The organism is Spirulina sp. LEGE 11439 (assembly GCF_059821285.1).
The window spans coordinates 1-10,718 of record NZ_JCAMRX010000094.1 but is presented as its reverse complement, the minus strand read 5'-3'; the positions used below and the strand labels follow the sequence as shown (position 1 = coordinate 10,718).

Sequence of the window (10,718 nt, the reverse complement as noted above, 5' to 3'; positions counted from 1 at the left end):
TGGGTTGGATGCCCTTTTCTCAACTTAGTTTTACATACTAAGTTCGGTAGACCCATTAATTTGGTATATTGACTTGAGCTTAAATTTGGTTTAATTCTTGCGATCGCATTTTTATAAGAAAAGGCGATCGCAGTCAACCATTATATCTGGAAAGGCAAGGGGTGAAATTTCTCCAGTTGTTAACTCTAATCGAGTTGCATAGTTATTTTGTTGAGGTTCTCGAAAAATAATCAGTTTTCTCGCTGGTAAATTCAGCAACCAATATTCGAGAATACCTTCACGAGCATAAATTGCTTGTTTGAGTTCGTTATCTTTTTTAATACTGGTTTGTGCGACTTCTATTAACCAGAAAATATCGGCAACTCCGGGATGGCGATCGTTATAGCGAGACTCTGGGGGTGCAACGATCGCGATATCGGGTTCGGGTTCGGAATTTGTTAGAGAAATGAGTCCATTAAAACGAATTTCTGCGCGATCGCGAAGCAATTCTTCTAAATATTTTGTCCCTCGTTTGGCAGTATTGTAATGAATGGGACTTTCCGGACTCATTTCCACAATCTCTCCTGCTAATAATTCCACGTTGCGATCGCGTAAAATTCCGGCGGCAATCATCTGATGATATTCTGCAATTGACCATTTAGCGAGAGTTTTGGTCTCTAAATACTCTCTTTCTTTGGATTGTGTTAAATTGGCTGCGATCGCTCGTTCTTTAATCGTCATGGTTTTTCTCGATTTGAACGTAATATTGTTTATTTTAGCGCAGTGAATTTTTAAGCAACAGAATGTTGTCTTTCCTCATACCAAGTTGCGATCGCGTCGATAATTTGCACGAGGGCATTTTCATCTAGAGGATGCCAGCGATCGCGCTCTCTCTCATCGGATTTTTGCTGGGCTGAGAGGGGATATTTGAGCCATTTATAGTAACCGAGATCGTCTGCCATTGTGAAGAAAAAAACACAGGCAGGAAAAGGTAAATCTTGATAGTAATGATTGTCTTCTAGGGTGGGAAATTGCGAGATATCAGAGATATTTTCGATGGCTTTATCTCGTGCTTTTACATCAATGCCAAACATTCTCCCTGTCGAAATGCCATCTTTTTGAATGGTTGCTAATATCTTGAGTCCGCGATCGCTTTGTCTTTCGTCGAGTCGTTGAATGGTTAAATCTTGTCTGCGGGTTAAATGTACCATCGCGAGATTTTGGGCGCGATCGTTGATAAAATACTGTAAATCTTCTTGTATCATTTTTGCCTCCATCTCGGATCGCAAAAGCGCGATCGTAAAGTTGATTTATTTGGAGAAGTCCAGTAAGCGGCTACTTCATCCCATAATAACGCCAAAACATCGGGATTAAGTGGATAATCAGTACACAAACTTGCAAATCCTGTCGTATATTCGCCATTCGCTGACATGAGATAGCCACATTCTCCCGGCTCGTCAATACCTACAATATAAGTTGGAGCAGGGTAAGTTGCAAGACGCTGCATTGTGGTAGCATTTACTGGAGTTTTGAGGCGATTTTCTCCTTGAGTATATCCTCTAGAAGTTGCTTTAACTTGTACGAAGAAAAAAGGAATCAAAGATTCTTCATAGAAGAGTTCAATTAGAAAATCTATGGTTCGTTTCTTGTCACCTAAAAATCGCGGAGACTCAAATAGATAACCGCGAGTTGGATGTTTACGGGTTATAAGAACTCGGAAGATAAATTCACCTCGTTCTCCAATGACTTCTTTTGCGTCTACCAATATCCGGAATTAGAATACTGCTATAAAAGTATAGCTCTATATGTTTCCTTTCTCAAATACAATTGAAAAAGCTATTAACTAATATCTGAAAATTGGTGACGCTTCGACTTTGCTGGGCGTATTACTGGTGACTGGTAACTGATATTACAGATTACAAGTCTCTGCGCGAGAAAAGATGTAATTCAATCATAGGAAAGTAAAACGCACTTTTACCCACCCAAGGGAGGTGTCCTATCGGGGCTAAGAGATTGTATTCTACTTCTTCTTCTGATATCCATTGTCCTTTGTACCAATGGACGCGTCTCCCCAACTTTTCAAATGGCTCATAATCTAACTCTCTGGGTTTTCCTCCTTCCTCTAGCCAAATTTCTTTTTGAACAGAGAAACCAAAATGACCATTACTGTATTTTAACCAAAGGCCATCGATCTTGCGGAGATCGTCACAAGGAAAATTTTTTATATCTTCTTTATCTAAATGTTGATTCTTTTCTTTCCCTACAACTTGAAGCATGACGCGATCTGTCTCATAATCTGCCTTTTTCCATTCTCCTTGTTTCAGATATTCTTCTAACTTTTCATAACGCTTATCTGCCACATTATCTCGAAGACTTTCAATTTCTTCCCTTAACTTCGGATTGACCTTGCGCGGCGTTTCCTGCAAGCATTTATAAGCCAGATCGATCGCTTCTTTCGACCCATCCTCTAATAACCCGCGCACAATTCGCACCGGATTCACCAAAGCCGTATACAGTAAAACTGTTTCTCGCCAACCTTCGCTTTTTTGCCAAGATTCTAATAATAATTCCTCTTGTTTTTGCTCCTTGATTGCAAATGCTGCCAAATAGTTACGAAAACTGATATGAGAAAAAATATAATGTTCATCTTTTTTGACTAATAACTCACTCACCCGTTCGATCTGCTGCAAAAACTTCCCGACATTAACAGAATCATCAATCGGTTCGAGATAAAACTGCAAGCGATCTAAGAGCCATTCCTTCTCAATTTCCGTGCGATCTTCTTGCACCATCTGCAACGCTAACCCTTGTAAAACCTGCTGACTTTCACTCGCCGCTAAAATCATCTCAATATTTCTCGCCAGAGGGCGATCGCCCAACTGCAAGCGCACAATTTCCTGATAAAGCTCTGCGCGTCGTCGCGGTAAATATTCCCCCGAATAACAACGATGTAAATTCACAATCATGTTTAACATCAAAGGATTTTTCGCTAAATCCTTCAACTCCGATCGCTCTTCCTGATTAATTTGCGCCAACAGATTCAAAGCATTATCATTTGCAGCCTGTTTCATCGCTAACGTATTTCGTCCTCCCCGCGCATATCGTTCCTGACAGAGATACCAACGGCGAATAAAGCGCTCTCGTTGGTCATCATTAAAACTCTTAACCCAAACCTCTGTCCCAAAACGATTCTCAGAAACATAATTCTTATATCCTGCTGGGCGAGAAGTCAGAATAAAAATAGTTTGCGGATATTCCTTCATTTGTTTCCCGATCCATAAACTCACGGATTTTTGCCATTTTTCCTTTACCTCATCAAACCCATCAAACATAACCAGCATCTTCCCTTCCCGTAACAAATTCTTAGCCCAATCTGGCGGCAAATTTAACGCTTTTCCTTGAGGTAAACTGGGAATATGATATTCTTCAATTAACTGCGATAAATCCAGATTTTTCTCGATAATTGTTCCTTGCTGACTCCGTAAATAAAATAACACTGGGAGCAATTTAGGAACGCCGCGCTGTGTTTTTTTCTGAGTATAAATATAAGTAATGTGGCGCAATAAAGTTGTCTTTCCGTAACCGCCCCATGCTAGAATAGCCATACGACTATAAACTGGCATTTCCCGTACCTTCTTCAATAAATCCCAGATTCTCAACCCTTCAGACCGCTTCATCTCGTCGAGAATGTCCTTATCCCATTCAAAATTTGCAGCCATCGGCAAACAATCTTCACCCAAATTCCGCCAAAAGCGATTGCTCAATTCTAGAGGGACAAACACCTCATCCAGCAAAGGAATAGAGAGACCCAAAGCGGGTTTGTGTCCTTCCGTCCGATACTCCGAACAGTCGCTTTTCTGACAATAGAGATATTGCTCCTCGCTTCCCGCTAATTTCCAACTGAGCCATTGTAGAAAGCGATCGCCATCCTTATCCCCTCTCTCCTGCGATTTCTCGTGGACTTTGAGGAGAAAACTTTCCGTATAACCCGCCCACATTACCGTTAGAATCAAGGGAGGGAAAGACAACATTGCATATAACCAATCCTGCTGTAACAGAAAAGACCCCAAAACAGCCACATTACTTCCCATCGGCACCCATTTAACAAAAGTCAGTCCGATTTTACGAGCAGAATTCGATCGCACAACCCGATCGGCAATATCTCGAACCGATTTTTGAGTTATTTGTTGCGACTCTTCTAAGGTGGATGCGTCTTTTTTATCGGGTTTGGAGTCTTTATCTGCCACGATCGTTCAACCCTTTATTTTCAGCAGTTTTATGATAACGCGATCGCCGAAAATCCTCTAGAGACGTTAAATTTAACGTCTCTACAGCCAAGATCATTTAGAGATAATGCGATCGCAATTATTTAGCGACTGCTTTTTTCTGTTTCTTTCCTTTCTGCTTTTCCTTTTGTTTCGCTATTTTTTCAGCCTTTTTAGCCGCTTTTTGTGCTTCTTTAATCCGATGGAGTTCCTTTTCTTTCTCCTCCGCAATCTTATCTAAATAGTAGTGATAATCGCCATTGTAAACTACTAATTCCCCTTCACGAATCTCAACGATTTTAGTAGCAGCCTTGGAAATAAAATAGCGATCGTGAGAAACAATAATCACCGTGCCATCATAACCTTGTAAGGCTTCTTCCAACATCTCCTTAGCGGGAATATCGAGGTGATTGGTCGGCTCATCTAACATGAGTAAATTTGCCGGACGCAATAACATTTTTGCTAATGCTAAACGCGCCTTTTCTCCTCCGCTCAAAGCCTCAACCTTCTTGAAAACCGTATCGCCACTAAAGAGAAAACTTCCTAATAATGTGCGAACTTCTTCATTTTTCCAACTGGGAACCTCATCGTGAATCGTTTCCATCACGGTTTTAGTCATCTCCAAGGCTTCAGCTTGATTTTGCTCAAAATACCCCGGGATAACATTGTGTTCCCCTAACTTAATCTTGCCATCTTCCGGTCGTTCCATCCCCATCATCATACGAAGGAGGGTTGATTTTCCCGAACCATTCGGACCGAGAAAGGCAATGCGATCGCCGCGTTCGATTAATAAGTTTGCCCCTAAAAAAAGCAGTTTATCATCGTAAGTATGGGATAAATCGGTTATTTCTACCACTTCTCGTCCGCTCCGAGAAGCTGGAGGAAATTGAAATTTTAGGGTTCTGACATGAGATTTCGGTGCCTCAATGCGTTCGATTTTATTGAGTTGTTTCTCGCGGCTTTTCGCTTGGGTACTGCGAGTCGCACTGGCACGAAAACGCTCGACAAAAACTTGCTGTTTTTCTATTTCCTTTTTCTGGCGTTCGTAAGTTGCTTGTTGAGAGAGGCGACTCTCTTCTTTTTGCTGTAAATAGGTAGAATAGTTACCCAAATAAGTCGTAGAGATTCCTCTTTCTGTTTCCACAATTTGCGTGCAGAGACGGTCGAGGAATTCGCGATCGTGAGAAACAATCACAATCGGCGTTTTCAATCCTTTCAGATAAGTTTCCAACCATTCAATACTTTCTAAATCTAAATGGTTTGTCGGTTCATCCAATAGCAAAAGATCGGGATTTTGCAGGAGAATTTTACCCAAACTCATTCGCATTTGCCAGCCACCACTAAAGGCACTAACCAAGCGATCGCCATCTTCAACAAGAAATCCCATTTCTGGCAAAATCTTATCAATTTGTGCCTCTAAACCGTACCCATCCAAGGCTTCAAATTGACGTTGCAAGCGGTCTAATTTGTGAACCAACTTATCTAACTCTTCAGGATCTGCGGTTTCCATCTCTAAGGAAACTTTCTCGATACTTTCGTGAACCTCATTGGCTTCTTTAAAAACCTGCCAAAATTCCTCTTTTACCGTCCGCGTCGGTTCGACCTCGAACTCTTGAGTGAGGTAAGCAATGTGCAAACTGTTAGGGCGAATCACTTCCCCGGTCGTCGGTTCGATTTCCCCCATGATAATCTTCAGTTGGGTTGATTTCCCCGCACCGTTGACCCCGACCAAACCGATGCGATCGCCTGGTTTGACTTCCCAGTTCACATCTTTGAGGATTTCCCCCGTCGGGTAAATTTTACTGATATGCTCTAACCGCAGCATTGCCCATTCTCCATCTGTCGTCGCTCTTCACCAATCTTAACATTAAGAAGCATTAAGGCAAGGATTGCGATCGCCAATCGGCAAAATTTCCGGCGAATCGTTCTAAAGAAAGAAGATGAATGCGAGAGTTATGAGCAACGGAGGCTCGCATTTTTTCGGTATTGTAACCCCACTCTGCTAAATAGAGGGAAATCTTGGTTAAATCGGGTTGTTGTGCGACTAATTCAAGAGTTTTGAGGCGATCCTCAACAAACCAAATATTATCTGTATTGATATTAGGATTAGCGATTAATCGGCGTAAAGTATCAGGTTTCGATCGCTTGACTTCTTTGCCAAAAATTACTGTTTGAGGTAAGTTTAATCCTTGTTGTTGTAATAATCTTCTCACGAAACGCCCTTCTTTTGTTGTAATGATAACAATTTGAGTTTGTTCTCTATACAAGGCGTGCTGAATTTTAGGAATTATCTTAGAATAAAAGCCATGTAGCCCCAACCATTCTTCTAAATTGCTGGAGATCCATTCATCTCGCACGCCATCAACGATTTCAGCAATTTCTTTTCCTTTTAATTGTTCGGTTTCAATAATGCGATCGCGAATTCGCGGCCAGTCTTCTAAAAGAGTATCTTCTCTTTCTCCTAACATTAAAGCACGTAATAAAACAGGCATCTCCCAACCTGTTTCAATCACGGGACGGAGTTTATAGAAAGAATTGGTGAAAATAGTGCGATCGCACGAATTTTCTTGTTTCCAAATGCGATCGTAAGCGCGACAAGTGGTTTGGAAATACTCTTTCAAACCGTCACAAATCACGCCATCAAAATCAAGTGCAAGTAAAGTAGGAGGAAGGAACATTTTTAGCAAATCTAGTCGATCGCTTCAATAATACCGCAGCCGACTCGTCCTCCTGCGTGTCCCGTGGTTTTAGAATCTGCTTCTTTTCCTCGTCCGAGGTCGTCCCGTCCTTCGTGAATGACGATCGCGCGATCGATCGCCGATGTTTCTCCCGTCAGCTTGACGAGGCGATCCATCATGCTGAATTTTGCCTCACCGCGAGAATCGGCATAAATATTGCCGAGATCGCCAACATGACGCTCTGTTGCGGAAGGACTCCCATGGGTAACCCCGAAAGGATTGTAGTGAGAGCCAGTGGAGGTGCAACCGTCAGATAAATCCCCAAACTCGTGAATATGAAAACCGTGGACTCCTCGAGTCAAGCCTTTAACTGTTCCAGAAATGCGAGTTAAGCCATTATTGACTTCTTCTAGAAAGATAGTTCCGCTAACTTTTGGATTTCCCGTACCGATCGCAACCTTTGCTTTAACTGGAGTTTCTTCAGCATTAACGACTTGTACGGGAATTGCGATCGCACACATCAAGATCGCTAAAATTAAGACTGTAATTTTACGCCACATTTTTAAGATTATTTAGCTAAGTTCTACAAGAAAATTTCTCATTATTTTACCATTAGTTTCAGCACCAATCATCTTGAGATTTGTGTATTGGAGGAGAAAATGCGATATCGAACGCTATGCGATCGCAGTTATAATATTATCGACAAGATTTACAATTAAAAAAATAGTCAAAACCATGTATGCTGTTATTTCTCAAACTAAAACCCGAATTCCACCGGGAACCGTCATCCGCATTCCCGGAACGTGGCAGGATTATAAAATCATTTGTGAGAGTAGAGGCGATAGCTCAATTCCTCGTGTTAAGTACCGACAGGGAGAAATTTTACTCATGAGTCCAATGCCAAGACATGGACGAGAGGCTAATCTTTTGTCTGATATTGTGAAAGCCTTACTCGATAGCGAAAATCGCAACTATGAGGCATTTACTCCGATTACTATAGAACTGCCAGAAGAAGGCGGAATAGAACCCGATTATTGTTTTTATATTGATAATTGGCAAGTCGCAGTTGGTAAAGATCGCATCAATTGGCAAGTCGATCCACCTCCCGATCTGGCCATTGAAATTGATGTGACCAGTTATACTTCTCCTGAAGATTATCTTCCTTATCAAATTCCCGAACTGTGGTTATTTAAGCGGGGAATTTTGCAAATTTATGCTTTAGAAAATGATATTTATTCTGTACGATCGCACAGTCGTTATTTCCCGACACTTGATATGAGTGCGATCGCTGCTTCTGTTTTCCAAACTGCTAGCGATCGCGGTGTGGGTACGGCGATTCGAGAATTGCGCCAAAACTTAACGCTTGAGTAATTTTGTTTGATGAATGCGATCGCTGTTTGCAAATTAAGTATAATGAGAAATGAAGTTTAGCTGCGAAATCTATGGAAAGTTTGCTCCCTAACGGTTTTATATTTTCCTGCTTTAACTTTCTCGTTCAGTAGTTTTTCTGGTTCGGGTTTGAGGGTAATGGTTATGATAGTAACTTTGGGAAATGGCAATTTTATCATGTATTGTAACTTGAATTTTGAGGAGGTGCGATCGCGATCGCACTCTGAGGAATGGGAAAGGTGCGATACTCCCTACGGGAACGCTACGCGATCGCAGTTATAATACCAGTAAGATTTAAAGTGAAACAATGGTCAAAACAATTACAGCCGTATTTGATGGGAAAGTCTTTCATCCCACTGATGCGATCGCACTTCCTCCCAATACCTCGGTTGAGATTACAATTCAAACTGTTGAAAATAGCGATCGCGAACCCGTTTCTTTTTTGGAAGTTGCACGATCGTTTGAGTTAGAAGGTCCTACAGATTGGTCGGAAAATCTCGATAAGTATTTGTATTGATTGGAGAATGCGATTGTCTAACAAGAAACGGATAACATCAAGACAATTGGAGGGATACTGAAAATAAATAGAATATATAACCAATTATTAATAATCCATAGTTGACAACGTTTAAAAAATGCAATAAATGGATTTATATTAAAATATTTGCATTGCTGAGCTTTAAATAATTCAAAGTCTTCTTTTAGGTGATTTTCAGGACAGCTATCAATAACATTGTCATACTCTTGTAGAATTTTTTCAATTTTTTCTTGAAACTTTGTTTTCTCTAAATCACAATTTCTTAAATAGTTAAGCTCTCTAAGCAATCTTGAAATTTGAGTAGCGTTAGTATGCAGTCTCTCTGCTTTAATCTCATAGTTTTGGGAGCCTTCTAATAGACTCAGAACTAAGATGAAGATTGATAGGAGAATGGATAAAATAGTGTACCAATTGTTGATTTTTGGACATTGTGATAGATCAAAAACAGTTTGAATAACTGGTACTGATATTCCGTAGATCGATAGGACTGATATACTGGCGATCGAAAATCGAGATTTATCCTTTAATCTTCGGGTTGCATTAAATCTAGACCCGTTGGTTTTCCATATTTGATCCCTTAATTCTTTTGCATAGTTGTCAATGTCAGGATTATTATTCATCTCCAAATTCATAATCAAGAAAAGCGAGCCATTTAGTGATTACATTCGTTTTCTCTCTTGTGATATCTTCGCCTATTGATATCTAGAGATTTTAACCTATTACAAGGTATTGATTAATAAATCACTCTTTATTAAAGAATAAGAGTTCTCCTTTTCAGGGGAAATGACCCGCTAGTATATATTAGCATGATCCTGTTCGAGTTTTGATAAATTTTTACATTTTACTTTTTCAAAAAGAGCATCGATCTCTTGTGCTGAATATTGTTTATCGGGTTCGAGTTTTTCAAAATATTTGAGATAATCGATTTTTGCCTGTGTTGTTTGATATCGGTTGTAATTATGAATATAGCCACTTAACGGGCTATATTGATGTTCGTAAAATGATCGAGATAGTTTCTTAAGACTCTTGAGATTCTTTGAATCGAAATTGTTAAGTCGTGTAAAAAAATCTATTATTAGTTTGTCAATTTTGAAAAGAATTGATATTTGAGTGATTTCGCGATAATAAGCAACCCATCCATAACGCTTCCTTTCACTAATTGCGCCAGTGATTTTTTCATTTAATTTAGCTATAAAGATTTTTTCTTTTGTTTCTTTATCAATCATTTTAGATTTGTTGTTATTGTAAGCACAAAACATAGCCACTAATGATTCAATGAAGTTATCTATGCTAGATTGCCTTATTGTAATATTTGGTAATTCAAAACAATAACCTAAGTATTCAAAAGATTGATTTTCTATTGCTAATTGTGTTTTATTTTTATTGAGAGATAAATCAAGTTCAGAAAGATGTTTTTCCATTGAATGTTGGATTCTCTCGATATTCTTAGGCTCAGTAAAAATCAAAATATCATCAACATACCTAAAATATTTTTTCCCAAACTCTTCTTTTAAACGACAATCAAAATCATATAAATAAATATCAGCAAGTATGTTGGATATCGAGAGTCCTTGAGGAATACCTATTGTTTCTTGATATTTTTTAAGATCGGCTTTTCTATAATTTTTAGGTACAATCGGATTTTCAATTGCTCGCATTAACAAGGTCAATATTTTTTGAGACTTGATTTTCTTCTTGATTTTTTGTAATAATTTTTCTCGATTTATTGTTGAATAAAATCCTTTGATATCTGTACGAAAAACTCCAGTTTTAGAGAAGTCTTGATTATCCTTCAATAAAACTTTGATATCGTAAATATAGCAATTCCCTAATTCATGAGGTACAGTAGCAGCAATGAGTGTACCAATT

General features: G+C 39.4%; 12 protein-coding genes. 3 read left to right on the top strand and 9 right to left on the bottom strand.

All coding sequences use genetic code 11. The features are described from left to right. Positions 1-111: 111 nt before the first annotated feature. From AC6RV6_RS29540 to AC6RV6_RS29510, 7 genes are all read right to left on the bottom strand, one after another. Positions 112-720, bottom strand: a complete 609-nt coding sequence (locus AC6RV6_RS29540) for a Uma2 family endonuclease (protein WP_500244456.1) — start codon at positions 718-720, stop codon at positions 112-114. A 50-nt stretch (positions 721-770) separates the two neighbouring features. After that, positions 771-1,244 carry a DUF4365 domain-containing protein gene (locus AC6RV6_RS29535; RefSeq protein WP_500244455.1) on the bottom strand — a complete coding sequence of 158 codons (474 nt, stop codon included), beginning with the start codon at positions 1,242-1,244 and terminating at the stop codon, positions 771-773. Further along, positions 1,241-1,744 (bottom strand): DUF4365 domain-containing protein, encoded by a 504-nt coding sequence (locus tag AC6RV6_RS29530; RefSeq protein ID WP_500244454.1) that lies wholly within the window; start codon positions 1,742-1,744, stop codon positions 1,241-1,243. Before AC6RV6_RS29530 ends, AC6RV6_RS29535 begins: the two co-directional genes overlap by 4 nt. 151 nt (positions 1,745-1,895) lie before the next feature. Then, a complete protein-coding gene (locus AC6RV6_RS29525; protein WP_500244453.1) occupies positions 1,896-4,226 on the bottom strand; it encodes a GUN4 domain-containing protein in 2,331 nt (776 codons plus the stop codon). Between the two features lie 118 nt (positions 4,227-4,344). Then, positions 4,345-6,069 (bottom strand): ABC-F family ATP-binding cassette domain-containing protein, encoded by a 1,725-nt coding sequence (locus tag AC6RV6_RS29520; protein ID WP_500244452.1) that lies wholly within the window; start codon positions 6,067-6,069, stop codon positions 4,345-4,347. Between the two features lie 52 nt (positions 6,070-6,121). Then, on the bottom strand, positions 6,122-6,922 hold the full coding sequence (locus AC6RV6_RS29515) for an HAD family hydrolase (RefSeq protein WP_500244451.1): 801 nt from the start codon (positions 6,920-6,922) through the stop codon (positions 6,122-6,124). Positions 6,923-6,933: 11 nt separating this feature from the next. Beyond that, complete coding sequence (locus tag AC6RV6_RS29510) at positions 6,934-7,482, bottom strand: superoxide dismutase family protein (protein WP_500244450.1); 549 nt, start codon at positions 7,480-7,482, stop codon at positions 6,934-6,936. 175 nt (positions 7,483-7,657) lie between these two features. Between AC6RV6_RS29510 and AC6RV6_RS29505 the strand changes: the two genes are divergently transcribed. The 3 genes from AC6RV6_RS29505 (at position 7,658) to AC6RV6_RS29495 (ending at position 8,828) form a co-directional block, all read left to right on the top strand. After that, on the top strand, positions 7,658-8,293 hold the full coding sequence (locus AC6RV6_RS29505) for a Uma2 family endonuclease (RefSeq protein ID WP_500244449.1): 636 nt from the start codon (positions 7,658-7,660) through the stop codon (positions 8,291-8,293). 156 nt (positions 8,294-8,449) lie between these two features. Beyond that, on the top strand, positions 8,450-8,593 hold the full coding sequence (locus AC6RV6_RS29500) for a hypothetical protein (protein ID WP_500244448.1): 144 nt from the start codon (positions 8,450-8,452) through the stop codon (positions 8,591-8,593). Positions 8,594-8,618: 25 nt separating this feature from the next. Beyond that, complete coding sequence (locus AC6RV6_RS29495; RefSeq protein WP_500244447.1) at positions 8,619-8,828, top strand: hypothetical protein; 210 nt, start codon at positions 8,619-8,621, stop codon at positions 8,826-8,828. Positions 8,829-8,845: 17 nt separating this feature from the next. Here AC6RV6_RS29495 and AC6RV6_RS29490 read toward each other — a convergent pair whose 3' ends face one another. Further along, a complete protein-coding gene (locus tag AC6RV6_RS29490; protein ID WP_500244446.1) occupies positions 8,846-9,469 on the bottom strand; it encodes an SLATT domain-containing protein in 624 nt (207 codons plus the stop codon). A gap of 171 nt (positions 9,470-9,640) precedes the next feature. After that, the coding region (locus AC6RV6_RS29485) for a reverse transcriptase domain-containing protein (protein ID WP_500244445.1) at positions 9,641-10,718 on the bottom strand (1,078 nt) is incomplete at its 5' end.

Excerpts from the sequence above, each read along its gene's own strand:
- AC6RV6_RS29540 (WP_500244456.1), bottom strand. The coding sequence starts at position 720 with ATGACGATTAAAGAACGAGCGATCGCAGCCAATTTAACACAATCCAAA.
- AC6RV6_RS29515 (WP_500244451.1), bottom strand. The coding sequence starts at position 6,922 with ATGTTCCTTCCTCCTACTTTACTTGCACTTGATTTTGATGGCGTGATT.
- AC6RV6_RS29505 (WP_500244449.1), top strand. The coding sequence starts at position 7,658 with ATGTATGCTGTTATTTCTCAAACTAAAACCCGAATTCCACCGGGAACC.
- AC6RV6_RS29510 (WP_500244450.1), bottom strand. The coding sequence starts at position 7,482 with ATGTGGCGTAAAATTACAGTCTTAATTTTAGCGATCTTGATGTGTGCG.
- AC6RV6_RS29520 (WP_500244452.1), bottom strand. The coding sequence starts at position 6,069 with ATGCTGCGGTTAGAGCATATCAGTAAAATTTACCCGACGGGGGAAATC.
- AC6RV6_RS29490 (WP_500244446.1), bottom strand. The coding sequence starts at position 9,469 with ATGAATAATAATCCTGACATTGACAACTATGCAAAAGAATTAAGGGAT.
- AC6RV6_RS29535 (WP_500244455.1), bottom strand. The coding sequence starts at position 1,244 with ATGATACAAGAAGATTTACAGTATTTTATCAACGATCGCGCCCAAAAT.
- AC6RV6_RS29495 (WP_500244447.1), top strand. The coding sequence starts at position 8,619 with ATGGTCAAAACAATTACAGCCGTATTTGATGGGAAAGTCTTTCATCCC.
- AC6RV6_RS29500 (WP_500244448.1), top strand. The coding sequence starts at position 8,450 with ATGGTTATGATAGTAACTTTGGGAAATGGCAATTTTATCATGTATTGT.